Here is a 25,698-nt window from a genome sequence, read left to right as displayed (position 1 = left end):
GTCGACTGTTCGGCAACATTATTAATGGAATAAAGAAAGGAGACCAAAGCAAGCGTTATGCGGAAAGCACCACTCGCAATTTTCGATGCAGTTCTTTGGTTGAAAAGGGCTTTTGTAAAAAATTTATACCATTATGCAGTATCCCCTGGTTGGCGATCACATCTTCCGTATAACCGGACATGAAGACCACAAGAAGGCCGGGCCGCTGGACAAACAGTTTGTCATAAAGTTCTTTGCCGTTCATCTTGGGCATCACCACATCTGTGAGCATAAGGTCTATTTTATCTTCATATTGAGCCGCCGCGGCAAGGGCGGTTTCAGGGCCCTCGCAGCACAAAACCTCATAACCCTGTTTGGTGAGCACACAACAGATAAGCTCGCGCAGTTCCTTTTCATCTTCCACCACCAAAACCACTTCACCTTCGACCATGGGCAAATCTTCTTCCTTAGGCGCGGAAACAACCTGTCCCTTGATTTTGGTGACCGGAAAATAGATCTTAAATACAGTGCCTTGCCCAGGTTCACTATAAACCCATATATTACCGCCATGCTGTTTAACAATGCCGTAGACCGTGGCGAGCCCCAACCCGGTGCCTTGGCCAGGGCCTTTGGTGGAGAAAAAAGGCTCGAAAATCTTTTGCCTGGTCTCTTCATCCATGCCCTCACCGGTATCGCTCACCGAGATCATCACATATTCGCCTGGCACCACCGCGAACTTGGTGGCGCTGTAACCTTCATCCAGTTCAACCTGGCTGGTGCTTAAGGCTAGAACACCGCCTTTGGGCATGGCATCCCTGGCATTCACAGCCAGGTTCAGGAGAACCTGTTCTATCATGGCCCGGTCAGCCAATATCTGGGGTAGGTTACCGGCCAAATCCAGTTCGATCTTTACATCCTCTCCGATCAGACGTTTGATCATGCCGATAAACTCGGAGACCGCTTCAGACAAATCCACACTGGTTACGCTCAAAACCTGTTTTCTGGCAAAGGCCAGAAGCTGCCTGGTGAGCCTCCTGGCCCTTTGGGCGGCCTGGGATATTTGGGTCAAATTGTAATAGGTGGGATCACTTTCCGGGACATCTTCCAACGATAATTCACAATAACCCAAAACCACTGCCAGCAGGTTATTGAAATCATGAGCTATTCCTCCGGCCAGCCGCCCCACCGACTCCAACTTCTGGGCCTGCAGCAGCTGAGCTTCCAAGGATTTCCGCTCAGTCAATGCCCTTTGTTTTTCTTCGGTAATATCCCTGGCAATGCTGGAAGCGCCCACCACTCGGCCCTGTTCATCCCGGATGGGAGAAACCTGGAGAGAAACATCAGATAACCGACCTTCCTTGCTCACCCAGACTGTCTCCACCGGATCAGCACTTTTACCCTGCCTTATCTTTTCCAGCATACGGGTTATCTCGTCCGGTTGGTCCTGGGGTAAAAGAAAGGAAACATGCTTCCCCAAAACCTCTTGTTTCTCATACCCGTAAATACGCCTGGCCCCTTGATTCCAGCTTACAATAACCCCCTCCAGGGTTTTGCCGATGATGGCGTCATCACTGGATTCCACAATTCCGGCCATTCTTCTTATGGCCTCCTGGACCTTTTTCTGTTCTTCAAGATCCCTGGCCTTTTTAATCGCCAGGGCACAGACCTTGGACAGGGGCAAGGCCAAGGCCAGGTACCGCTCCTTGTATTGGGCAAAGGCCAGGTCATCAAGAATCAGGGAACCCATCACCTGGTTTTTGTGTTTCAAGGCAATCTCAAACCCCCGGCCCGATCCGGTCCAGTTGAATTCATCCAGCAAGGGAGCCTTCTCACCGGGCTGTCCGCTGAAAAGGGGTTTATAATCGAGCACCCCGGGGGCGAACAATAGATGAAACAACTCCATGACCCTGGCAACCGCCTCTTCCTCCCGACCGGCCGATAGAAGATCGTTAAGCAGATCCACCAACATTAAATTATCGGCAAAAAAACGATCTGGCGGCGCGACCGCCTCCCTGGGCCGGGTTTGGGCCAGTACCAGGTGTTCCAAGGACAGCTTAAGCATCTCAAGGCCAACCGGGATGGATTCGCTGGGCAAATCCAAATACCGGGCAAGGTCCTTTAAATCGGTTTGACTGGAATCCCTGACTCCGGTCTCCAGCAGAACAAGCTTTTTGGTGGTTTCCCGAAAAAATTCCCTGGCGGTTTTTTGGTCGAATCCCCAATCAGCAATCTGTTTTTGCCAATTTTTCAGCCAACCGGGGGTTAAGAGATAGGCTCCCTTGGCCAGATAATCATCCACCAGGACCTTGGAGGTAACCAAATAAAAACACTGATCCGGCACCAAGGACCCACTCAGGTCAAGCCCCAGGTCTTTGGCAATCGATTTGTTCAGGCAACCTCCACCAATTATCAGGTCCCGGTAATCTGATCCATTTGATGAAAAATCGATTTTTCCCCGACCGTTCTGGCCAATCTGCAGGCAGGAAAAGGGATAGGTGGTGATTTCGGCGGAGGACAACAGGGGTGAGGAGGCTACAATTGCTTCCACTTCGTCTTTAAAATGGGGGCAACACCAGATACGCAGTTTATCTGCCATTACCATTCACCCAATCCAACGGATAACGCCCCCAGCGGCGGACAGCCTTGGCAACGGCCTTTAGTGTCTGATGGTCCACGGCAAAGGGAATCTCACCGTGATTATCCGACAATACAAATCCACCACCCGGACCGGCCCGGGCAATGGCTCTTTTGACCTCTGCTTCTGCGATTTCAGGGGTCCAACTTTGCATGGAGACGGCATTTAAGTTCCCCACCAAGGCCATCTTGCCTTGGCAGGCCCTTTTCAATTCTGAGAGGTCTTCTTCCGCACTGGCGCTCATACCGGCCACTCCCAATTTGCTCAGCTCTTCAACCAGGGGAAGGCCCCGCCCCGAGGCCAGATGGAACATCACACCGCCATTTATACGGGCCAAGGCTTTACGGGCAGTGGGCAGGCCATATTTGAGGGAGATTTCAGAAGGCAAAATAGTAGGGGAAGAAACCGGGTCTGCATAAACCACGGCACTGCAACCCGCCTTGAGCTGGGCGTTGGCCCAGGCAACACAGAATTCAATATTAATATCTAAAAGGGCTTGTAAGAGATCCGGCTTTGCATGGATCAGATCAAGATAAGCCTCAAAGCCCATCTGCATGACCGGCAGGGAAAAAGGAGAAATTACCGTGCCTGCTATGGGAATGTCCTCTCCCACCTTGGATTTGAGCAGGGTCACGGCCTCTAGAACTGATTGCAGATCCGGGCTGGAAGCAACGGAGGGGGCTTTAAGCTTAAGTATATCCCGAGGATCTTTGATAACTGGTTTTCCGGCGTTGGGCGGCCCCTCCTCAAAATAAACCACATCCCCTCCCCAGGGGATCATCTCCACTCCGGCAAAGGGATAGCAGCCCAAGATATCGTTTTGATATTCCTCACGTAAAAACAACTGACCCTCTACAACCAGATCCGGCCTGGAATAATACTCTTTCAGGCTCACACCAAATTTTTTGGCAGGATGCATGGTGGCAAAAAGGGTGTAGGGCACCCGGTCCGGCTCCTGATGGCTAAGGGCCAGGTTAAGCCTTTGGCTCGAGGTCATGCCCATATCTAATCCTCTTCAAAGGACTGAACTATGCCTACGGCCTCAGCCGAATTGCGGCCCATGGCCTTGGCTCCGAGTTTTTTATAAAGAGTGGGTTCCAGGCGAAAAGGCGCTCCCCCCACCACCACAGCAGTATTTGAACCGGCATCCTGCAACCTGGTCACCAACTCTTCCACCTTAAAGGCGGAAGCCAACATCAAACAGGATATCAACAGGACATCCACCTTATCCCGCAAGACATGCTCGCACAAATCCCGGCTCTGACAGCCATGCCCGTAATCCAACATTTTATAACCGGCTGAATGCAAAGCTGATTTAACCATTCTCTTACCAAGGGCATGATGATCCGACAAAACGGCTATGGCCAACCGGGGGCCCCCGTTTTCCAACTTGCCGTGGGTTAAAAGCAGTTTATCAACTACGCTTTCACATATCTTTCCGGCCATATAGACTTGGGATAACGAAACCCTGCCATTTTCCCAGTCCAGTCCTATCTCCTCCAAAACCGGCACCATTACCTGTTCCATGGAAAGCAACCTGTTTGAAGCGGAATTGACATCTGCCAAAAGAACAGACACCTCAGCCGAATCCAGATGCAAAAGCGCATCTTTCAAATTTTGTTTTATGGCACGGATATGCGGCATAGGCTCTTTGCCGGGGCAGGCAAAAGGCAATTAAAAGAGGCTGTTAGAGAAAAAGTAACCGTCAGCCTTTTAAGAAGCGGCCTGATCCTGATTACTTTAAAAATACTTTACACAGTATTTGAAAATAGTTTATCGCATAGCTATAAACTATGCAATCAACCGGCAGCTTACCGGATATTTTTTAACAACCAACCAATCTCCCCAATTTTAGCCCTCCGGCATTTATTCTCCGTTTATCTATGCGACTTTGCATGGTATTTCCCAGTTAAATATTTTCAAGGCAACCACGTCTGGAAAAATAAACGGGCCATGCAAACAACCCAAAAATACTAAAACTTTTTCAAAGACTCCGAATGACGGCCCGCCGAGTTGTAAGGCTTTCTTAAGGCGAGAAATTCGAGCCATTTGGCAAAACCCAAGTTTTTACCAAATGGCCTCTGACAAAGCCCGGGAGGACTTTGACTGAAAACTAAGGGAGCCGCCCCTGAGGCAGCTCCCCTTTAAATCATTCATTGAATAAGATCTAGAAGTCTTTCATGGGGTTGGGGCCCAAATCGTCCAACTCTTCCATGAACTCATCCAGCACCTCAATCACCTTGTCCGAATCATTGATGCCGATCTCTTCAACCTTGACGCGCTCGCTTTCAAGCATCAGACGATCCAACGTCTCACTGATCTTGGACATACGCACATTGGCCAGCTCAGAGCCGCGGATAAAGTGGCACTGGTAATTCTCGCCATGGCGGCAGCCCATGAGCATCACACCGTCAAATCCCGCGGAGAGGGAGTCGGCGATCCAGACCAGGTTCACCGATCCCAGGCAGCGCACCGGGATAAAGCGGATGTAGGGGCTCCACTTTTTACCGGCTTGGGCAGCCGCGTCAATAGCGGGGAGGGCATCGTTCTCGCAAACCAGGCAAAGGGCCCTGGGTTTTTCCTCGTCCTCTTCCGGCACCTCAATGGACTTGATCATGCGCCCTATCATATCCACAGAGTAATTCTTAAAGGATATGATTCTCTCCGGGCAGGCTCCCATGCAGGTTCCGCAACGGCGGCAACGGGTGATGTTCGGCAAGGGGTTTGCCTTTTCATCTTCGTTGATCGCGCCAAAGGGGCATTCCTCGGTGCAGCGTTTACACTGAGTGCAGCGCTGCATGGCAAACTCGGGAAAGGACATGTCCCCGCTTCTGGGATGCACTGCGCAACCTTTTTCCGCACCCACAATGGATTGTATAGCCTTTAAGGCCGCTCCCACTCCATCTTCCATGGCCCTGGTCACACGCATGGGCCTGCGCACGTTACCGGCGGCATAGATGCCGGTGCGGCGGCTTTCATAGGGGAAGCAGATAAAATGGCTGTCCGGCATGGCGTACTTGATCGTCGGCAGGTTGGGCCCCTGGCGATAATCCAGGTTCAGAATCGACCAGTCTTCACAATCTGCCAAGGCCTGATCGGCAATTTTTTTGGCTTCGTCCTGATTCACGCCAAAAGCCACCAAAGGCGCATCCACCACCTTGGGGTTGTTGGGCTTCATGCCGGTTGCCAGAACCACCAGGTCAAGCTCTTCGATCTCAAGTTGATCGTCCAAAAGCACGTCCTTGGTCTCGATCTTGAGCTGACCGCCGGACTCGGTAATGGTGGGATAGGTCTCGTCGCGGCGGATAAAGATGACTCCCTGGCGCTGGGCCTCGCGATAGACTTCCTCACTCTGGTCCGGAGTGCGGATATCCTTGTAGATTACGTATACCGCTGCCTCGGGGTTTTGGGCCTTTACATACATGGCTTGTTTTAAGCTGACCAGGCAGCAGAAGGCAGAGCAATAGGGCAGATGATTCTCATCACGGGAACCGGCGCACTGGATAAAGGCCACAGCCGAGACATCGCCGCCGGAAGGACGGGTGATCTTGCCTTCCCGGGCCATTTCCTCCATCTGCACGTTGGTGATGATGTCCGGATTGGAGCCGTAGGCCAGGTCGTCTTTCAAATTTTCGGGATCATAGGGAAGCCAACCCGTGGCCTGGACCACCGCCCCCACCTTGAATTCATCTCCGGTGGAAAGGCTGACGTCAAAAAGGCCGGGCATGCCCGAGGTCTTGGCCACTGTGGCGCTGGTATAAACCTTGATCAGTTCGCTGGCCTCAACCTGGTCTATCAACTCCTCTAGGTTGTTCTCTTCCAGGTTGGTGTAAGGCGGAGTCTGAGGCCCCAGTTTGGCCATCTTGGACATAAAGCCGCCCAGGTGGTCTTCTTTTTCCACCAGGTAGACCTTGGTGCCGACCTTGGCTGCCTCTATGGCAGCGCTGAGCCCGGCGGGGCCTGCGCCCACCACCATGATATCCTTTACGATCTCCTCTTCAGGCTGATAAGGCTCCAGGGGCTGACACTTGTCCAGCTTGGCCGCGCCCATGCGGATGTAGTCCTCGGCCAGCATGAGGCGATCCTCACCGGGCTCCTCTTCATCCTCATATTCCGGCTCGCTGCACATAACCACCTGCTCGCGCAGGCTTACCCGCTCCACAATGGCGTCGCCAAAGGAAAATTCATCGGTCTTAAACCGGGCGGAACAGGCTCCGATCAAAAGCGCATTCACTCCGGCGTCCACATCGGCCTGAATCATGGCCACGCCTTCAGGCGAACAGAGGGTGTCGTGTTCCTTGATTTCGGTTATTTTCTGTTCCTTGGCCGCCTTGGCCAGGGCCTCAAAATCCAAGGCCTCGCCTATACCGCAGCCCTTACACAGATAGCAGGTGCTCTTTTTCTCCATGATCATCTACCTCCCGCCACGGCCTGGATCGCCTTCAGGGCAGCGGCCGTGCCGTCCTGGGTGCAGGAGACAACCTCGCAGGGACGCCTCGCAGTGCCCACTCCGATAATGCCTTCCTGGGGAAGCAGGAAGCCGTAATCATCGTACAAAACCTCAGCCGGAATCTTGTCCAGATCAGTATTGGGCTGCATACCCGTGGCCAGGACCACCAAATCATGTTCAACCTGGAACTTCTCACAGGTGGCCGTGTTCTCGCCTTCCAGGATGAGCTTGGACCCGCCTTCCATGGGGGTGATGGTGGCAATCTTGGATTTTATGAAATCCACTCCGCCGTCGTCCTTCACCCTGTTATAGAAGTCTTCATTCCTGTCCATGGCCCTTATATCAATAAAATAGATGGTGACCTTGGCCTCGGGCAGCTGCTCCCTGACATAAAGGGATTGCTTTAAGCTGGCCAGGCAACAGACGGTGGAACAGTAGGGAAGATGGTTTTCGTCCCTGGAGCCGGCGCATTGGATAAAGGCCACGCTTTTGGGCGCTTCGCCGTCGCCGGGGCGCAAAATCTTGCCTGACGTGGGCCCGTTGTGAGCCGCCAGGCGCTCCATCTGCACGTTTGTGATCACATTGGGGCTTTGGTCGAAATTGTAGGTGGTGAGCTTGGTCGGATCATAGGGGGTCCAACCGGCCGCCCAGACCACAGAGCCGGTGGTCAGGGTGAACTCGGCACCTTTGTCTTCCAAATCCACCGCCCCGTAGGGACAGGCCTCGGCAGCCTTTTTGCCCTCTTCGGTTTTTGCGATGGAAGGATCGATCACATAGCGCATGGGGAAGGCCATGTCATAGGGCAGATAAGCCGCTTTGATCTGGTCCAGTCCATAGTTGAAGGAGTTGGGGATCATGGTCTCCACCGCCTCGGCACACTTGCCGCAGCAGGTGCATTTTTCATTCACAAAGCGGGGAGAAGTTTTGATGGTGACCTTGTACTCACCGGGCGCGCCTTCTATGGAGCTCACCTCACTCATGGTGTGAATGGTCACATTGGGGTTTGCCCGCAGCCTTTTGAAGTTGATCTCCAGGCCGCAGTTGGGCGGACAGAGCTTGGGGAAGTACTGGTGAAGCTGGGCCACACGGCCTCCCAGATAAGGGCTTCTTTCCACCAGAACCACTTCATGCCCTGCCTCGGCAGCTTCCAGGGCGGCGGTAAGGCCGCTTATGCCGCCACCGACCACCAGCACACTGGTTTTGTCCTGATCCGTCATTTATCACCTCCGCGATGGTTCTTTCGCGCCCGGATGCCTACTCCCGCGAGGACCGTGATGGATCGGCGACCATTTCAGGCCCATATAGGGACAGGACGGGTTATTGCGGAAACAACCGGCCCATGATTGTCAGCCGGCAGCTTGCGACGAAAATAGCACAGCCCGCCTATGGAGTCCAGAAAAAGCAAGCGATACATGCAGATGAGCGATCCCTTGGCGCATGCGCCCACCATTTTCCGCCTCAAGTTGTCTAAAACCTTTTTAAATCCCGTTTGTTTTTTGCCTGTCCCGGGAAAATCATTTTCCCCCGGGACAGGCAAAAAACTCCAGGCGCCAAGGCATGGCGCCTGGAGTCCATTATCTGGTCAGAATATTTTCTGCCCTAAAAGCCGGCATTACAAGGGAACGACATCGCGTTTGACAAATTCCCATTCACCATCTTTGTAGGTGCAGTTGACAAAGCACTTCCAATTATCCTCGTCCATCTTGGGAGTGTCGGCCCGGAAGTAGTAGCCCGGCCAACGGGTCTCTTCGCGGAAGAGCATGGTCCGTACGTGGGCCTCGGCCTGGCACATACGGTGGACGTTCTCCCAGCAGCGCTCCAACTCGTAGGAGTTTTCGGCGGCCAGTTTATCGGCGTCCTCTTTCAGCATGGCCAGCAGTTCCAGACCGCGCTCCAACAGGGATTTGGAGGTCTTAAAGGCGCTGGAAACGCCGCCGGCGTACTCGTCCATGATCTTCTGCAGGCGGTACATGAACTGCATGGGACGAATGTAGCTGGGGTTGATGTCCGGATCCGTGGTGTAGCCCTTGTTGGCGTCGAACAGATCCATGGGTTTGAAGCAGGCTTCCTTGATGGCGTCCAGATCACCCACATTGGGCTGGGTGTTGTTCTCAAGGACAAACTTGATGGCCTGCTTGGCGGCATAACGACCCTCGGCGTGGGAGCCGGAGGAGAACTTATGCGAGCTGGCGCCGGAGCCGTCACCGGCGGTGAACAGGCCCTGGACCGTGGTCATGTTGCCGTAGCCCCACTTGTAGGGGGTTTCGATGTCATCGGGACCGGATACCCAGGCTCCACTGGCGCCGGAGTGGCTGCCGATGAAGTATGGTTCGCAGGCCGCGATTTCAGAGCGGCTGGACTCGGGCTGGATGTTGTGGGCGGCCCACAGGATGGACTGGCTCACGGTCATATCCAGGAAGTCTTCCCAGGCTTCGCTCTCGAGTTCCTTCATTTTTTTCTTGAAGGCCTTTTTGTCGTCCTTGTAGGCTTCGGCCAGGTTCTGGATAGCCTCGGCGGTCTCCATGTAGAGCGGTCCCAGGCCGGCGTCGGTGTCGAGCATGCCCAGGTAGTTGCGCAGGTTGGCCGGGATGGGTTTCACCAATCCGTAGGGAGCCCAGTTGGAAAGCTCTTCCTTGCGGACAGCCATGTACTCTCCGCCTTCCGCGCTGGTGGCCCGGGATTTGAAGAGCAGGAACCAGGCGCCGACCGGTCCGTAGGCGTCTTTGAAGCGCACCGGAATGAAGCGGACTTCCTGGCAGGTCATCTCTGCGCCGGCCATCACGGTGAAGTAAGTGGAGGAGCCGCTGTTGAAGGGCGGATACCAGGAGCGGCCCAGACCCTCACCAACCGAGCGGGGGCGGAATACGTGCACAGCGCCGCCCATGGTGGCCATGACGGCTTTGGCTTTAAATACGTAGAATTTCTCGTCGCGGGTGCTGAAGCCGTAAGCGCCGGCCACACGATCGCCGTCCATGATGGGGCCGACGATGAAGACGCGCTCATAGATTTCGAATCCGGCTTCGCTCATGGCGTTGATGGCGGCCTCGGCCACGATGACCTTATAGGACTCACCGTTGATCATGACCTGCCAGCGACCCTCGCGGACATACTTGCCGTTTTCATCGGTCCAGATCGGCAGACCCCATTTTTCAAACAGGTGCACCGAGCTGTCGACGTGACGGGCGATATTGAAAACCAGGTCGTCGCGGGCGATGCCCATGAGGTCCTGGCGGACGTAGTTGATGTAGTCTTCGCAGGTGTTCTCGTCCTTGGAGTAGCCGATGTATTCGTTGATGGCTGAGAGGCCCATTGCCACGGCGCCGGAGCGGGTGGGGGTGGCCTTGTCAACCATAATTACGTTAAGGCCATTTTTCTTGGCCCAGTAGGCAGCCTCCACGGCCGCGCCGCAAGCGGACATGCCGCCACCGCAGATAAGAAGGTCAGTGGTGACCTCTACAGTTTCCCAATTCGCCATAGTTGAATCCTCCTAAGGATCTTTTAGCGGGTGATCGTTCCCCAATTAGCTCAAAGGTTCACTAGATGGAGGGCATCTTGTCCACGCCGGCGCTCATGGGCTCGGTCATGAGGTTGACGCTGTTGATGTCGCCGTCGCCCTCTTCAAAACCGCCCAGAGGCTGGGCTTCGCCCTCGGCTGTGGTCCTGATGGGGAACTTGAAGCGTTTCACCGAGCCGTCACGGAACTTGACAGTCCACATGATGCTGTCGGAGCCACGCAGAGGCACCACGCTGGCGCCCAGGGGCACAAAATCGGCATAGCCGCGAACGTCAATGGCCTGCTGGGGACAAATTTTGACGCAGTTATAACACTCCCAGCACATGCTGGGGTCGCGGTTGAAGGCCTTCATTTCACCGTAACCCAATGACCCGTCCTTATCCAGGAGCATAAGGTCGTTCGGGCAGATGTACATGCAAGCGGTCTTGTCCTGGCCCTTGCATCCATCGCACTTTTCAACCATTACGAAACTTGGCATTCAGTTCCTCCATAGGTGTTGTTGGCTGTAGCACAACCTTGAACAACTCAGTTGACCTAACTAAGGAGGACACCGACCCATAATGGGCGGCATCCAGAACCTGCCTGGCGCGACTGGTATCCGGCGAGTAAGCCGGACTAAAAAAAGTTTTTAGAGGGATATCCCCCTAAATCCACCCTTTCAGTCACCCACTCACTTAATATGTGTAACGGGTTTACCGAGTTTCAATATTAAGTAGCCCAGCTTAAGAGATAATGTCAAGAAAAATTTTGTGAATGTGATAACTATCTCAACTCACCAAGCTAACATACCGGTTAACTTGCCAAGCGCCAAAAGGGACAAGCTCGCATAAGAGTTTAAAATTAAAAATTTTTTCAGGAAAAGAAGCTTCATGTTTTCCTTGGCCGTGAAACAAAAAAACTTAAATAACAACAGGTAAAAGGCCGGTTAAGCAGAGTGAAAACCAGTTTTTGTTCCTCCGGTAACAATCGGCGTCGCAAGAATTCCCGGCAAGGCAGACCTTTTCCAAGGTCTGCCTTGCCGGAGGTTTCAGATTTGGTTAGCCCTTGGATTCAGCCCGGCGGCGGGCCACCTGGTGCATGAACGCCTCCAGCCGGATGCGGCTGCCCTGGGTCTCCTGCCCGTCCATGGCCATGGCCAAAAACGGCAGGTTTTCGTGGTCTTCCCGGAAACGTTTCATCACCGCGTTAACAATAGTTCCGGGCATGCAGGTAAAGGGTATCACGTTTACCACGCCGGATATACCTTTTCCGAACATGTCCGTTGTTTTGCCAAGGCTCAAAACGGCCTCGCCCTCAAAGGTGTCGTGCAGATAAGCGGAGGCCATGCCCAAAGTCTGTTTTATGGTCGGCTCATCGGCGGTCTTCAGAAAACCGTCCCAGGGTCCGGCCAGGCGATGAATATCCTTATGCTGGAAATAATCCATCAGCCTGGTTCCCAGATAATTGCGGTAGCGCCTTAAAAGCCTGGCCCTTCTCGTGGCGGTGAAGTTTATATAAAGCACCCATTCGCCTATGGTGGGCAGCCAGGCCTGGCCGCCGAGTTCCTCAATGGAGCGGATCACGTTCTCATTGGCAAACTCGTTGGCCCTGGTATAGATCTCGCCCACCACCCCCACCAGGGGCTTAGGGGTGCCGTTTTTCCTGGGTATGGCGGCAAAGGCCAGCCTGGCCCTTTGCATCACCTCCCTCAAGTCCTTTCCCTGAACCATGGCCCGGCAGACCTGATCGAGATAGCCCTCGTAAACCCGGTCTGTTTCACCGGGCTTTATTTCATAAGGCCTGTTTTCATGAAGGGCCTTTTGCAAAAGATCCACCGCCACCACGCCCTGCCAGGCCAGCCTGGTGAAACCGTTGCCCCCTGCCATGCCCAGTTCCTCATAAAGCACCTCCGACTGGTCCGGGGCGTAAATCGGCACCTTGTCAAAGCCCATTTCATCCAGAACCAAACGATGGAAGCGATGATATTGGCCAAAGCGGCAAGGACCGGTGCCGGAGGGCATGAAAAGGGCCACCTTCTCCGGATCCGCGTCTTGATCCAAAAGCAGTTTCAGCATATCGCCGGTGGTCAGGGCGCAGGGGTAGCACTCCTTGCCCGAGGTGTGGCGGCGTCCCAGCTCCAGGGTGCGTTCATCGCTTTTGGGCAACACCTCGGCCTCCACCTGGCAGGCGTTGAAGGCGGCGGCCACAGCCCGGGAATGATCAGTCATGGGCGGGATGTATATTGTCCTGCCCTTGGTCATGACATTGCGCCTTTTGGCCGGTCTTACAGGTCGTTCCTTAACCGGGGCATTGGAGAGGCTATCCAGGAAAGCCTCCAACCTGGTGATGGCGCCCACATCTGCGGAGTGTTCGTCTATCTCGATCTCCAGGAAAGGCTTGCCTTCCATGATCTTGCGGAAAAAATGTCCTATGAAGCTGTCCGGCCCGCAGCCGAAATTGGTTATATTGACTGCGTAAAGCCGGGGGTCTTTGCGCACCATTCTGCCCGCTGCCAGGATAGACTGGCCATAGCGCCAGTACATCTCGGCCACTTCTTCGGCCCCCAGTTCAGGGGAAAGGTCCAGGCAATCCATGGGCAGGGCCCAAACACCAAGAGAGCGCATCTTGCGGGGCAACCCCAGGTTCACACCCGGATCGGCCCCGTTATAGGGTCTGCTCACCACCACCATGCCCAGGTCGTTTGGCCCCATCCTTTGAAGGGCCTCTCGTCCCAGGCCCAAAAGCCTGTCCCGGAAATCGGCCTGAGCTGCCAGGCCCGCCTCCAGGGCCTCTTCCAGATCTCCCAAAGAAGCGCCCAGCCTCTTTGCCAGCACCTTCAGATCCCTCAAAAGCACCCTTTTCCCCAGGCCAAAACGCAAAGGCGCAGTTACCATCTCCACTCCCGCGGCCTTAAGGTCAAAGCTGGCCGGAGCGGTATAGGGCAGGGTTTGGGAATAGGGACAAACCAGGCCGTAGCCCAGGGGATGGGCAGGCACATCCAGGTTCACCACGGAGGGCAGAAAAATCCTCTCCACTCCCTTTTCCATAAGAGTGGCCAAGTGGCCGTGGGCCACCTTCACCGGGAAGCAGGGTTCGTTAACCATCACCTCCACACCCTTATGGATCAGCGTCTTGTTGGTGGGGCCGCTCTCAACAACTGAAAATCCCAGCTTATGTAAAAAAGCACTGAAAAAGGGCATCATCTCCCGGAACACCATGGCCCTGGGCAGGCCCAGGGCCCCCAGGGCCTTCCCTTCGGGCACGGGCTTGATATAGGAGAGTAAAAGCTCTTCCCTTTGGGCAAAAAGGTCCGGAAGTTCCCCCGCCTTTTCCTGGGCCTTCAGATCCACGTCGTATTTTTCGCACCTTGAGCCGTAGAAAAGGGGTCTGCTTGCCCCCTCCACCTTCACCTTGCGTATGGCGCAGGCATTAGGGCAGCCCTTGCATTCAAAAGTGGTGATGCTGTACCCGGCCTGAGACACCTCAAATCCCTTGAAAGCGGATTCTTTCCAGGTGCGTTGGCGCATGGCCAGAAGCGCCGCGCCGATCGCGCCGGTGACATCATTATGGGGAGGTACGGTCACCGGCCTGCCGACCACAGCCTCGAAGGCGGCCACAATCCCCTTGTTGAGGGCGGTGGCCCCCTGGTAAAAGATGCGATCGCCTACGCGCCGGTCCTCCACCACCTTATTCAGGTAATTATAAACAATGGAATAGCTGAGCCCTGCGACCAGGTCGTCTATCTCTTCTCCGGCCGCCTGGTGGGCGACCAGGTCCGATTCCATGAACACAGTGCAGCGCTCACCCATGCGCACCGGATGCTTGGCGGAAAGGGCCCTTTGGCCAAACTCCTCCTTGATGCTGATTCCCAGCTTTTCGGCCTGCTCCTCCAAAAATGAACCAGTGCCCGCGGCGCAGACCTTGTTCATGGTGAAGTCCACAATGGCCCCGTCCTTAAGGGATATGTATTTGGAGTCCTGCCCCCCGATCTCAAAGATGGTGTCCACCTTGGGATCTATAAATGCGGCGGCCGTGGCCTGGGCGGTGATCTCGTTTCTGACCACATCCGCGCCGATGAAATCACCTGTGAGATAGCGGCCCGAGCCGGTGGTGCCGGCCCCCATGATCTTCACCTTGTCGCCCAGTTCCCTGCCCAGGCTCGTAAGCCCCTGTTTGACCGCGTCCAGGGGACGGCCCGCAGTCATGAGGTACTGCTTGCCCAAAAGCTCGCCCTGCCTGTTGATCACCACCAAGTTGGTGGAGATGCTCCCCACGTCCACTCCCAGGTAGGCCTCCACCATTTCCACAGGCGGAACAGGCTCGGCGGGAGGGGCTTCGTGGCCGGGGCTTAAGCAAAGCCGGGGCAGTCTTTTGGCCTGTTCACCCTTTTGGGCGGCCCGTCCGGCCAAGGCCTCAAGCCCGGCCAGGGGCATATGCTCCCCCTGTTCCAGGGCCATGAGGGCTGCACCGTAAGCGCCTAAGCAGGCGAAGGTATCCGGAACAATCAACTGGCCGGGCCGTAGGCCCATGATCTCGGTCAAGGCCCTGGAGACTCCCTGGTTGGCCGCCACCCCTCCGGCAAACAAAACCGGCGGTGTCACTGTTTTTCCCTTGGCAATATTGGACTTGAGGTTTCTTGCCATGGCAAAGCAGAGGCCGGCCACAATATCGTAGTCCGGGGTGGCCTCCTGTTGCAGGTGAATCATGTCGCTTTTGGCGAAAACCGAGCAGCGACCGGCCAGGCGGGGAGGGTTCTCGCTTTTAAGGGCTATCTCGCTGAATTCTTCAATGGTAAGTTGCAGGCGGTGGGCCTGCTGATCCAAAAAGGAGCCGGTGCCTGCCGCGCACATGGTGTTCATGGCAAAGTCGTCTATGGCCAGGCCGCCTGCAGCGTCGGGCCTGACCAGTATCATTTTGGCGTCTTCGCCGCCCATATCTATTATGGTGCGGGCCTCGGGGTGCACCCGGCCCACCCCTTTGGTAATGGCTATGATCTCGTTTACTTCCTGGCTGTTTAAAAGCGGGGCCAAGGTTGCGGCCCCTGCCCCGGTAACAGCCGAAGCCCTGAAATCACCAGCGGGAATCTCCCGGAATAGGTCAGTCAACACCTCAAAGGCCACGGCCAAGGGCCTGCCTTTGGTGCGGTGATAACCTGTTTTGATCAATTCGCCGTCCGGTCCGGTCACAGCCAGGTCCAGACTGACGCTGCCTACGTCCAAGCCCAAAAAGAGCCCTTGCGGCTCTTTCCGTTTTACTGTCTGATCCGCCTTTTCCATCTTCACCATCAACCGCAGTCTAGTGGTTATCGGATAAAAGCAGGGAGATAAACCCGGCCGAGTCTTTTCCCCGGCCGGGGTCAAATGCCTCCTTGCGAAATCATCAGCCAAAAAAACCGGTGCTCCGGGCCTCTTTCAGAAAAATCCCTTTCAGAAGAGATGCTCCATTGAGACAAAATCTTTTGCCGTTGACTAAAAATCCGCTGGCATACAGAAAACGCGTTTTGATTAAGGACTCGCCGCGCCCGGCAGTAGGTCGGGGAGATATATCCCCTTTCCCATCTCAAGGGACTTTACTTAATCCTGCTCCCGGCGGTCTGTTTATAAACAGACCGCCGGTGCCCCGGACTCCACAAATGAGCCTGTCCTAAGATTTTATATGATTCAGACTCCTCTATAAAAGGCTTTATCTCCAAATTGCTCAACTAAAACCTTGTCTTCTCGGGTAAGGCTGACGAGCATCTCCTTGACCTCGGCCTGTCCAAGGCCGGTCATGCTCACAATATCATCCAGGGTGCAAGGCCTTCTTTTGGTCAGCTCCACAATTTCCTCAGCCAAGTTGCCTGAATCCTTGCCGCTTTGATTGGCGGGCAGAGAACAGACCTCGGTGGGAACCGTAAACAGGGCCGCTATCTCCTGCATCCTCTGATCACTCAAAGGACCGGCCGACTCCAGGGCGGGAGGCCTCACCACGGTATTAAGCTGCACCTTGGAAGGATTGATGTAGGCGGCGGCCTCGACCAGGCCCTTGATCTCCCCGGGATGATCATTCACCCCTTCCACCAGCAAAATCTCCAGGATCAGCTCACCTTTGAACTCGCGGCTCAAAAGGGCGATTCCCTCGATTATCTCCTTGATGTCAAGCCCCTTGACCGGACGGTTCACCCGGCGGAAGACCTCGGGGCTCACTGCGTCCAGGCTCGGGATAAGGGTGTCGGCCAGGCACATCTCCTTGCGCACCTGGGGATCGGTGGCCAGGGTGGCGTTAGTCAGAATCGCCAGCTTGGCCGAAGAAAGTTTACGCAGCTCGGTCAGGATAGCCCCCATATCCAGGTTCAGGGAAGGCTCGCCTGAACCGGCCAGGGTTATGTAATCCGGCGGATTTTCAAGCTCGGCCAGACGCTCCCTGACCTGGTTCAAAAGTTCTTCAGGATCTCTGAAACGGCCCCTTTGGCTGGTGTGCAAAGTGGTGGGGCCCGCCTCGCAGTATATGCAATCCAGGGAACAGGTCTTGGGCAGAATCAGGTCCACGCCCAGGCTCATGCCCAGGCGACGACTCGGCACCGGTCCAAAGACCGCCTGGCCGTTTTGTTCACGAACAGTCAATTTATTCCCCTCGAAAAATAGGGTTGATTAATAAACAAAAATTCTATTGTCAAGCCTTTAAGCCCCCCGCTTGTCCCGCACTTTTTAAAGGACCTTGGCATCCTTTTCCAAAAGGTCGCAAACCCGGTTTAAACTAATGATAATCAATCAGTCAAAGGGCCTTAACTCAGCATAAACCCACAGGTGATTATGTCAAGGCCCACCCAAGGGTCCTCACAGATCGGCAAGATGCCCCGAACACGGCCTGTAAATCCAAAATTAGCCATGATTACAACTAATTCACTATCATATCTCTCAGGCTCCTGTTTGATTTTACAGTAGGCCAAGCCTCAGGTAGACTTGCGGCCATGCAAATCGCCGACCTGAAGCTGAAAACACCTTTCATAGCCGCGCCCATGGCCGGGGTCACCAACCCGGCCTTCAGGCTCATGGCCAGGAGGGGTGGTGCGTCTTTGGTTTACACCGAGATGATCTCCGCCGTTGGGCTGGTGAAAAGTCAGCCCAAGACCTTGGCCATGGCCAGAGTGGAACCGGAAGAGCGCCCGACCGGTTTACAGCTCTTTGGCTCAAACCCGGAGGTGATGGGAAGGGCCGCAGCCATTGCCTCACTGTTGAATGTGGACCTGTTGGACATCAACATGGGCTGCCCGGCCCGCAAGGTGCGCCGCCAGGGATCGGGCTCCAAACTACTTGAATCCCCTGAACTGGCACTGGAAATTGTGCGGGCGGTGGTGGAGAATTCCAAGGCGCCGGTTACGGTGAAGGTCCGCATGGGTAAGTACGGAAACAACTTAAGGGAGTTTCTGCCCCCCATTCTGGAAACAGGGGTAAAGGCGGTCTGTCTGCATGCCCGCACCACGGATCAGGGCTTCAGCGGCCGGGCCGACTGGCAGGCCATCAAGGAGCTGGTTGCCTGGTGCCCCCTGCCTGTCATTGGAAACGGGGATGTAAAAACCCCTTATGACGCAGTGAATATGCTTAAGGAAACCGGCTGCACAGCCGTTATGATCGGCCGGGCGGCATTGGGTGACCCCTGGATTTTCACCCATGCCCAAGAGGTTCTTTTGGGCGGGGAGCCTACGGAAGTCTCCATTGCCCAAAGGAAGGAAGCCCTTTGGGAGCATATGGACCTGGCCAGGCAAAAGGGTGGCGAAGGCCATGCCGTACATTTTGTAAAACAGTTTATGATGTGGTACACCCGGGGCCTGCCCGGGGCCGTAAGCTTCCGCCGCACAGCCGGTCCCAGCACTGACCTGGACGAGCTGTGGCGTCACACCGAGGACTTTTTCGCCAACCTGGAGGGCCTCCAGTCATGAAAACTCGCCTGGCCAGAACCGCCGGATTCTGCATGGGGGTGAGACGCGCCATGGAACTCACCCTGGCCGCCGCCCACACTGAACAGGACAAGGTCTTTACCTTTGGCCCCTTGATTCACAACCCCCAGGTTTTGGATCTTTTGGCGGACAAGGGCATTGAAGTGCTGAAGGAAATCCCGGAACCGGGCTCCCAGGAAGGAGGCACGGTGATAATCCGGGCCCACGGCGTTCCCAGGGAGAAGAAAGAGCGGCTTAAAAAGGCGGGCTTCAGCAAACTCATCGACGGCACCTGCCCCAGGGTGACCAAGGTTCAGGCCATAATCAGGGGGGTTTCCAAAAAGGGCGGCAATGTAATCATTGTGGGCGACGCCGACCACCCGGAAGTGGTGGGACTCTTGGGCCACGCCGTGGACAACCGGGGATATGTGGTTTCAAGCCCAAAGGACATACCCGGCCTTCCCAACCTGGAAGAAGTGACCGTGGTGGCCCAGACCACCCAGAACGGAGCCGCCTTTTTGGATGTGGTGGGGGCGTTAAAGCAAAAGTTTCCCCGAGTGAAGGTCCATAACACCATCTGCGAGGCCACTCACAACCGCCAGGAGGAAGTGCGCCGCCTTTGCCGGGATGTCGACGGCATGGTGGTGGTTGGCGGCAGGCAAAGCGGCAACACCAAAAGGCTCTATGAAATAGCCCGTGATTCCGGGGCCAGGGCCTTTTTGGTTGAGACCGAAGAAGAGCTGGCCGCAGATGAACTCGCCAGTTTAAGCGATATAGGGGTCACCGCAGGGGCCAGCACACCGAACTGGATGATCAAAAAAGTGATGCGGGAGCTTAGCGGCATCCGCTCCAGCAAGGAGAGCCGCCTGGGCTATATACTGCGCCAGGTTTTCCGTTTTCTGGTGGCCGGTCAGGTTTTGGTGGGGGTGGGCGCGGCCTCCATGGCGGTTGCGGCCAGCCTTTTGCAAAATCTTCCCCTGAACGGCTCTCTAATAATGGCGGCAGCTTTTTATATCTTTGCCATGCACATCCTGAACCAGTTCCTGGATAAAGAGGCGGGGCAGTACAATGAACCCGCCAGGGCGCACTTTCTCAACCAATTCAGCTGGCTCTTGATAGGCTCCGGGATTTTTGCCGGGCTCTGCGCCCTTATTATCTGCGCCACTTTGGGTATCTTGCCCTTTGCCCTGGTCACGGTGATGAGCGGCCTGGGGCTTTTGTATTCCGTTCCGGTGGTCCCCAAATTCCTGCAAAAAAAACTGGGTATAGAACGGCTTAAAGATATACCGGGCTCCAAGACGATCAGCGCTTCCCTGGCCTGGGCCACCATGTCCGCCCTGATACCGGCGGCAACCCTGGGCATGAGCGATCCGGCCAACACGGCTCTGGCCTTTTTCTTCACCCTTTGCCTGGTCCTGGTGCGCTCGGCTATCTTTGATATTTTGGACGTGCAGGGCGACCTGATCGTGGGTTCCGAGACCATCCCCATAATGCTGGGGGAAAAACGCACCAAAACCATCATGTGGGTAATCACCTTTGGCCTGGCCGCGGTCCTTTTCCTGGCCCCTATCCTGGGTCAGGCCCCCACCCTGGCCTTTGGCCTGCTTTTGCCTGTGGCCGGAATGGCGGTTATGCAACTGGTCTTGAACCGGGCCTGGATCATGCCCGGAGCCTTGAGTGAAGGCCTGGTTGACCTTAATTTCTGGCTGGCCGGTCTGGTGGCCCTTATCTGGGCGGCCTTTTAGACCGGACGCGCCCCTAATCCGGGCCGCTTTTTTTTAATTTATGATAAGAAATACGGGCTGATCAAAAAGCCGTGTAGAGCCTTTAGAACCGCAGGAAACAGTTTTGTTCGCAAAGCCGCATCCTTTTTCCTTGGTGGGGGAATGCGTCATGAACAAGATCAAAATCATCATTGATCAAGTGTTTGAATATCCTAAAGAATATGCATTCCCTTACGAGGGGGTCAAGGTTTTAATCGACGGTAGAGACCTGATAGACCTTTTATGCAAGTTTGAAAAGCCCTTTGCCGAGGCGGAAGGTCATCCGGACATAGCCGGCGACTACTCCTGGTTAGGAACCTGCTACGCAAGGCGAGAACTGTTCCTTGGAAAAATTGACCTGGCCTATGGTGATAAATGTGACAAAGTCGCCATTTTGGAATGCGAATGCCGTAGTGAAGGTTGTTGGCCTTTTGCAGTGAAGATCACGGTGACCGATAACCGGGTGATATGGAGCGACTTTGAGCAACCCCACCGGGTGAAGGGCGCTGGCCGCGGTTTTTGGGATTACTCAAATTTAGGCCCCTTTGAGTTTGACCTTAATCAATACCTTTCCGAAATAGAAAAAATAGCCTCCCGGGCCGAAGAAAAATGAAGTCCGAGCACAGACGGTTTCAATGGTTTAAAAGCCCCTTGCCTTGGGAATCCCGCCTGCCGATTTTTTTTGAGACCGATCCGTCCGGTATTTGACAAATAGTCACTTTAAGAGAAATGTAAAGCCCATCCTACAGATTTGGCCTCACCTTGCCCCTGATTTCCCTGGCCCTTTTATCAAACAGCTCGGCCACCAACAGGTCAAACTCCTTGCTCAAGAGCTGACGCCTGGCCTTGAGATTTTTTTTGGCTTCCTCCCACAGGGCATCCAGCCCGGCAAAGGTGTTGGTGGCGATAAGCCTGCGGTTCACCTTCTCCAAAAGTCTGGCCCTGAGCCTTTCCACATTCATTTCAAAAAGGTCCCTCAGACTCTGTTGCCTGTCCTGGCTCAAGGGCAGGGTCATGCCTTCCTGCCATGCCTGTTCAAATAACTTCTCCAGGGTCAAGAGGTCTTCTTCCGCAGCCATAAGATTCCTGACCCGCTCCAGCATCTCCGCGCCCAAACGGTTCAAGTGCTCGTAATAAGCCGATTCCAGCCGCTCCTGGTAATCCATGGTGCTGTGGCTTACCAGTTTGAGTTCCTTTAACTCATTGTGATAAACCTCCTTGAGCTCCTCGGCCGTGGTGGTCCGGGCCAGGGCCGCCATTTTGCGATCCAGGCTCACCGGGTCTTCCACATAAACACTCAAGGTGGCGCTGGTTGAATCCCAGTGAAGGCCCAAGCCCTCGCTGATGGAGAACAAACTTTGCAGGCTCTTTTTGTTTTCCATCAAATCAGCGGGGTTCAACTCGGTCACGGCCTCGTTTATCAGCTCGAATTTCTGGTCTATCACCCTGGACAGGGGGACAAAACTGACGGTTCTGGGGCCTTGCGGCTCCAGGTTAAGCCTGAAGGCCGCCACCAGGCCCAAAAACAACAACCTGACCTGGTTGGTGTAGGTGAGTCTTTCAGCCACAGAGGAAAAACCGGCCAAACGCAAAGGACGTTCAACATTGGCCAGAGAATGCAGTAAAAATTCCTGTAGACTGGGCTCAAGTTGAGTAAGCCCCTTATGCAGGCGCAGGCCCTCGTAAAGATCCCGCTCAAAATGGGTCTCCCCCATGGAGCGCAGGCCTTTCATCATATAGATAAAGGCGATGGGAAGCTCTTTTTTCAAAAGCACCAGATCCAGAGAATTGATAAAGAAAAGACCCCTTAACCTCAACAGTCGGTCCATGCCCGCCTGGAGCCTGCCCTTGGCCGACCATTTCCGCTCTTCCTCAAGCGGAATCCTGGTGGTCTCCAAAAGGTGGCGCAGGCTGGCCGCTGGTATATGCTTTTCCACCAGGCCCAGATAACGGTAGACCGCCAAAAGTTTCCTGCCCTCTTCCTTTATATTTTCCTGATGCGCCTTGCGGGCGTCTGTGCCCTTAAGGGCCAACAGGCGTACCTGGTCCTGCAGGGCCTGTAAAAAGGCCAGGCGGTCTTCGGTGAGCATCCCTTCCTGACCGGCTGCTATGTCAATAACCGAAAAAATAAAAAGCGCTTCAGTGAGAAGCGGGTCTTTTCTTTTAAGAACCCCTGCCAGGCCGCTTAGGCAGGCCTCGCCGTTCATGATCTGCATATAAAGCCGGCCCTGGGCCAGAAGAAACTGCAGATCCTGACGAATGAGACCCGAAAGAACCATCCCCCTGGTAAGGGGAGAGGCCGCGGCTATCTCCCCGGCGCTGGCTCTCTGCTGGGTGGGTTTCAACAAAATAGCCAGCATCAGCAAAAGGCCTGTTTCGGGTTTTTTTTCCAAAACCTGAGTCAGGGTGGCCGAGAGCTGCTCAAACTGCCTGGGGGTGACCCCCACGATCCCGGCGGCATTGGGGCCGAATTCACTCCTGGCCGCCTCGTGACTTAAAAGCATATCCTGGAAACCTTCCAGGCTGTGCTCGTAAAGAGCCCCCAATTTATCGGCCCTGGCCTGTTTGGCCGCCATTTCAACTTCTGCCCGGGCGGTGGGTAAAAGCCTTTGCATAATGTGGGGGCAAAATTCCAGAAGCCTCTTTAAGTTGGCGGCAAAAACCGGCAGGGAAAGAAGCTGTTCCAGGATATACTGCTCTATCTGCCAGGAAAAACTGGCCAGGTGGCGAGCCATCTCAGGCAAACCCGAACGGCCGATCCTGCTTAAGGGGCTGGAACGCCCCAAGGCGCCCAAAAAACGCCCCAACTCGTCAAAACGGTTGTCCATTGCCTTTAGCATGAACCAGGGCACCTGGAAGAGATTTTTTTTCACCACCTCTTTCGCATCTCTTTCCAGGCGGTTCAACTCTTCCTGAGCATCTATAAATTTAGGGGAAAGGGCATCGGTTGAGGGCTCCACCACCAGATATAACCCGGAGCCATAGATATAGGCCTCGCCCTTTTCCTTGAGTGTGCGAAGCAACCTTGTGAGCCAGTCCGGGGAAAGCATCTCCGGGGTGAGTTCATCCAGGGAATTTCTCAGCTTGGCCAGGCGCTCTTCTTTCGGACCCGCCCCCTGGCCATCCAGGAGGTTGTTGAAGTTCAAAAGTTTTCTTTCGCTCAAATGCACACAGATCCAAAGCAGTGTAAAGCCCGCCGAGGGCCCCAAGACCGGCAAAAGCCTGCCGGTGCCGTGCATCTCGCAACTTAAAAGCGCCCGGTAAAAATAGGGTCTGGCCGTGGAGTCTCCCTCATAAAACCTGCCCAAAAACCGCTGCATCTGTTGATCCAGGGCCACCACATCATAGATGCGGGAAAGCTTTTTAGGATCGTAGTCGGCCATGGCTTCCTTTTGCCTGGGGCCTGTACTGGTCAGGGAACGCCAGTTATCCAGGAATTCAAAGCGGTCAAAGAGCTTCAACATCTTGCGCATGGCCTTGGCCTGCACCCCGCCCATCTCCTGGTCCCGCTGGGCCATGATCTCATCCCAATCCAACTCGGGATCAGAGACCACACTGATGGCGTCGTCATAAAGGGAAAACAACTCCCTGGCCTGCTGCTTGGTCAGAGAACGGCTGCCTGCGGCAGAGGCCTCGGCCACGCTCATCAGCCTGAAAAGCCTGAGCATGTCAACCGCCTCTTCCAGGCTGCGATAAAACTCAAGCCTGGTAAGCTGACGCAAAGTGGTTTCAGGCAGTTTGCCAAAGGTCACCCGAGTCATGGTGGAATGACCCAGCACAATCAGATACAGCTGGTGCAACACCCCGGGTTCAAGCCCCATCATGCCGAGCTTTTCCAGATTTTCCAAAACCGGCGTGCGATGTCCCATGATGTCTTCGGGGTTCAAACGATCCTCAAACCGAGCCAAAAGCCTGGATTTTTCCATGAGCATTATCACATCCAGGACTTCCTGGATGCGGTGAAAGGTCTCAAAGGGCTTGCGCAGCCTGCTCAACTCCAGGCCGGGCAGGTCCCGGAAGCGGCCCTCCCTGACCTTTTTCAGGATCTTCAGGACTTTCAGCACATAGGCAAAGGAATCCTTATAATTAGCCAAAAGTTTGGGGTCGCAGCCCGCCAGACGGCGGGGAGTCAAGTCCGCCTGAACCTGATCCAAGGTCACCTGGGCCTTTTTAACCCGCCCCTTGAAAACCAGGTGAGTGGCTGAAAAACGGCTGTCCACTTCATAGCGTTTAGACCACTCCTCCTTCTGCAACCTGGGCAAAACCGTATCAAGGATCTCGGTGCTGAAAAAAGGCTCCAACCAGCGGGCCCAGGCGGTCATAACCGTATGTTCCGCTCCCTTGGCCAGCTCCAAGTTCTGATAAGGCAGGGCATCGAGTTCAGCGGGAGTCACCTGTTCCAGGGCCCTGCCCTCCAAAAGTCCCTCCACTGTTTCGTTGTAAAGGCGAGGTCCCGAGAGAAAGGCATTAAAGTCAAAACGGTTTATGGAATCAGCCAGGGTAGGGGAGCTTAAGTAGCGGCGCTTGGTTTTATAGACATGGGAATAAATCAGAAAACGCTTATAATCCAGCTCATTTAAAAACCTGACCTCCATGGTCTCCTGAGAGTCGATCAAAGGTCTGTCACAAAGAATCAACAGCTCTCCGGCATTGGTTAAGAGCTCATAAAACCGGGTAAAGGCAAAATAACCATAGGAGTCCCGTACTTTTTGGTCCAGGGGACCGGCGCCCATCTTTTTGGAAAGGACAAAGTCCCTTGGGTCCCCCACCAGGACCAGGGCATCGAACTTATTATTTTTATTAAAAAGTTGCCGCAGACTGGAAATTACACGGTAACTCATGTGGGGAACACGGTTTTGCAACTCAGGCAGAAGCAGATGGCTGTCCTCGGCCAAAATACCGACTTTAAGGCTCTCGGTCAAATGCCTGGCCAACACCCCGCGCAAAAAGTTCACTATCTCATCCGCCCTGGCCTGCAACTCCACCAGATAGTGAGCCACATATTGCCTGGGAATGAGATAATAGGGGTTGCCAAAACGGGTGAAACGAATCAAAAGCCCCAGACGTTTAAAGGTGTAATTCAACTCCCGCCAATGCTGAACAACCTGTTCGGGGCAAGAAAAATCCACCTTTTCCAGAAGTTGTATTTCCTTGGCGGGCAACAGGCTTTGTTCAAAAAAACCCAGGCCATAGGCGTTGCCCCCAAACCGGTTGGGCAAAAAAGGCGGATGATCCCTGGCCGGGAAGGCCCCTAAGGGAAGGTCGTCCGGGTCCACGCCCAGTTCCTGATAGGTTTCCGGAGAAATAAAACTGTACAGGCCTGAAAAACGGGCCACGTCAGGCGAATTTATAAACTTGGCCATCGTCTGCCTCAAATTGGAAATTCCCGCCCCTTGGGGCGGATTTTAATCTGACAGGCTGTTTGAGGACGGCCTGCTAATGTTTGAAGGCTCATTTTGTTCA

Annotated in this window: 14 protein-coding genes; 4 read left to right on the top strand and 10 right to left on the bottom strand. The window is 54.7% G+C overall.

What is annotated here, in order from left to right; translation table 11 throughout:
* Positions 1–55: 55 nt before the first annotated feature.
* Genes X474_RS13635 through X474_RS13625 form a run of 3 tightly spaced genes read right to left on the bottom strand, consistent with a single transcriptional unit; the run spans position 56 to position 4,213 of the window.
* Positions 56–2,575, bottom strand: coding sequence for a PAS domain S-box protein (locus X474_RS13635; protein ID WP_056009634.1), 2,520 nt, complete (start codon positions 2,573–2,575; stop codon positions 56–58).
* Entirely contained in the window at positions 2,565–3,617 is a 1,053-nt protein-coding gene (locus tag X474_RS13630) for a uroporphyrinogen decarboxylase family protein (protein WP_044349639.1), read from the bottom strand. The genes X474_RS13635 and X474_RS13630 overlap by 11 nt, the downstream gene beginning before the upstream one ends.
* Before the next feature lie 2 nt (positions 3,618–3,619).
* Entirely contained in the window at positions 3,620–4,213 is a 594-nt protein-coding gene (locus X474_RS13625) for a cobalamin B12-binding domain-containing protein (protein WP_197282099.1), read from the bottom strand.
* Here X474_RS13625 and X474_RS26165 point away from each other — a divergent pair.
* On the top strand, positions 4,208–4,591 hold the full coding sequence (locus X474_RS26165; RefSeq protein WP_197282098.1) for a hypothetical protein: 384 nt from the start codon (positions 4,208–4,210) through the stop codon (positions 4,589–4,591). The genes X474_RS13625 and X474_RS26165 overlap by 6 nt on opposite strands.
* 190 nt (positions 4,592–4,781) lie before the next feature.
* Here X474_RS26165 and X474_RS13620 read toward each other — a convergent pair whose 3' ends face one another.
* The 6 genes from X474_RS13620 to X474_RS13590 all read right to left on the bottom strand — a co-directional run bounded on the left by X474_RS13620 (position 4,782) and on the right by X474_RS13590 (position 17,159).
* Positions 4,782–7,022, bottom strand: coding sequence for a hydrogenase iron-sulfur subunit (locus X474_RS13620; RefSeq protein ID WP_044349699.1), 2,241 nt, complete (start codon positions 7,020–7,022; stop codon positions 4,782–4,784).
* A 2-nt stretch (positions 7,023–7,024) separates the two neighbouring features.
* Positions 7,025–8,281 (bottom strand): CoB--CoM heterodisulfide reductase iron-sulfur subunit A family protein, encoded by a 1,257-nt coding sequence (locus X474_RS13615; protein WP_044349637.1) that lies wholly within the window; start codon positions 8,279–8,281, stop codon positions 7,025–7,027.
* A 395-nt stretch (positions 8,282–8,676) separates the two neighbouring features.
* The gene (aprA, locus tag X474_RS13605) at positions 8,677–10,539 is read right to left on the bottom strand and encodes an adenylyl-sulfate reductase subunit alpha (RefSeq protein ID WP_044349635.1); all 1,863 of its coding nucleotides are present in this window, start codon (positions 10,537–10,539) and stop codon (positions 8,677–8,679) included.
* Positions 10,540–10,600: 61 nt separating this feature from the next.
* Positions 10,601–11,056 carry an adenylyl-sulfate reductase subunit beta gene (aprB, locus tag X474_RS13600; protein ID WP_044349634.1) on the bottom strand — a complete coding sequence of 152 codons (456 nt, stop codon included), beginning with the start codon at positions 11,054–11,056 and terminating at the stop codon, positions 10,601–10,603.
* A gap of 559 nt (positions 11,057–11,615) precedes the next feature.
* Complete coding sequence (locus X474_RS13595) at positions 11,616–15,842, bottom strand: acyl-CoA dehydratase activase (RefSeq protein WP_197282097.1); 4,227 nt, start codon at positions 15,840–15,842, stop codon at positions 11,616–11,618.
* 375 nt (positions 15,843–16,217) lie between these two features.
* Positions 16,218–17,159 carry a radical SAM protein gene (locus tag X474_RS13590; protein WP_052515197.1) on the bottom strand — a complete coding sequence of 314 codons (942 nt, stop codon included), beginning with the start codon at positions 17,157–17,159 and terminating at the stop codon, positions 16,218–16,220.
* A gap of 347 nt (positions 17,160–17,506) precedes the next feature.
* On the opposite strand from X474_RS13590, the gene dusB reads away from it, so the two are divergent.
* From dusB to X474_RS13575, 3 genes are all read left to right on the top strand, one after another.
* Positions 17,507–18,475 carry a tRNA dihydrouridine synthase DusB gene (dusB, locus tag X474_RS13585; protein WP_044349633.1) on the top strand — a complete coding sequence of 323 codons (969 nt, stop codon included), beginning with the start codon at positions 17,507–17,509 and terminating at the stop codon, positions 18,473–18,475.
* On the top strand, positions 18,472–20,217 hold the full coding sequence (gene ispH, locus X474_RS25630; protein WP_044349632.1) for a 4-hydroxy-3-methylbut-2-enyl diphosphate reductase: 1,746 nt from the start codon (positions 18,472–18,474) through the stop codon (positions 20,215–20,217). The genes dusB and ispH overlap by 4 nt, the downstream gene beginning before the upstream one ends.
* Positions 20,218–20,365: 148 nt before the next feature.
* On the top strand, positions 20,366–20,848 hold the full coding sequence (locus X474_RS13575) for a hypothetical protein (protein ID WP_156360759.1): 483 nt from the start codon (positions 20,366–20,368) through the stop codon (positions 20,846–20,848).
* A 130-nt stretch (positions 20,849–20,978) separates the two neighbouring features.
* On the opposite strand, the gene X474_RS13570 is transcribed toward X474_RS13575, so the two are convergent.
* Positions 20,979–25,598: a hypothetical protein gene (locus tag X474_RS13570; protein WP_044349631.1), complete on the bottom strand. Its 4,620-nt coding sequence runs from the start codon at positions 25,596–25,598 to the stop codon at positions 20,979–20,981.
* Positions 25,599–25,698 lie beyond the last annotated feature (100 nt).

Origin of the sequence: Dethiosulfatarculus sandiegensis, assembly GCF_000931935.2 — a bacterium.
GTDB classification, from domain to species: domain Bacteria; phylum Desulfobacterota; class Desulfarculia; order Desulfarculales; family Desulfarculaceae; genus Dethiosulfatarculus; species Dethiosulfatarculus sandiegensis.
The sequence above is the reverse complement of the archived record's forward strand: the minus strand, read 5'-3'. Positions and strand labels throughout refer to the sequence as shown.

Coding starts and splice junctions, on each gene's coding strand:
- X474_RS13630 (WP_044349639.1), bottom strand. CDS start 3,617: ATGGGCATGACCTCGAGCCAAAGGCTTAACCTGGCCCTTAGCCATCAG.
- X474_RS13620 (WP_044349699.1), bottom strand. CDS start 7,022: ATGGAGAAAAAGAGCACCTGCTATCTGTGTAAGGGCTGCGGTATAGGC.
- dusB (WP_044349633.1), top strand. CDS start 17,507: ATGCAAATCGCCGACCTGAAGCTGAAAACACCTTTCATAGCCGCGCCC.
- aprA (WP_044349635.1), bottom strand. CDS start 10,539: ATGGCGAATTGGGAAACTGTAGAGGTCACCACTGACCTTCTTATCTGC.
- X474_RS13635 (WP_056009634.1), bottom strand. CDS start 2,575: ATGGCAGATAAACTGCGTATCTGGTGTTGCCCCCATTTTAAAGACGAA.
- X474_RS13615 (WP_044349637.1), bottom strand. CDS start 8,281: ATGACGGATCAGGACAAAACCAGTGTGCTGGTGGTCGGTGGCGGCATA.
- aprB (WP_044349634.1), bottom strand. CDS start 11,056: ATGCCAAGTTTCGTAATGGTTGAAAAGTGCGATGGATGCAAGGGCCAG.
- X474_RS13575 (WP_156360759.1), top strand. CDS start 20,366: ATGAACAAGATCAAAATCATCATTGATCAAGTGTTTGAATATCCTAAA.
- X474_RS13570 (WP_044349631.1), bottom strand. CDS start 25,598: ATGGCCAAGTTTATAAATTCGCCTGACGTGGCCCGTTTTTCAGGCCTG.
- X474_RS13595 (WP_197282097.1), bottom strand. CDS start 15,842: ATGGTGAAGATGGAAAAGGCGGATCAGACAGTAAAACGGAAAGAGCCG.
- X474_RS26165 (WP_197282098.1), top strand. CDS start 4,208: ATGCAAAAGCGCATCTTTCAAATTTTGTTTTATGGCACGGATATGCGG.
- ispH (WP_044349632.1), top strand. CDS start 18,472: ATGAAAACTCGCCTGGCCAGAACCGCCGGATTCTGCATGGGGGTGAGA.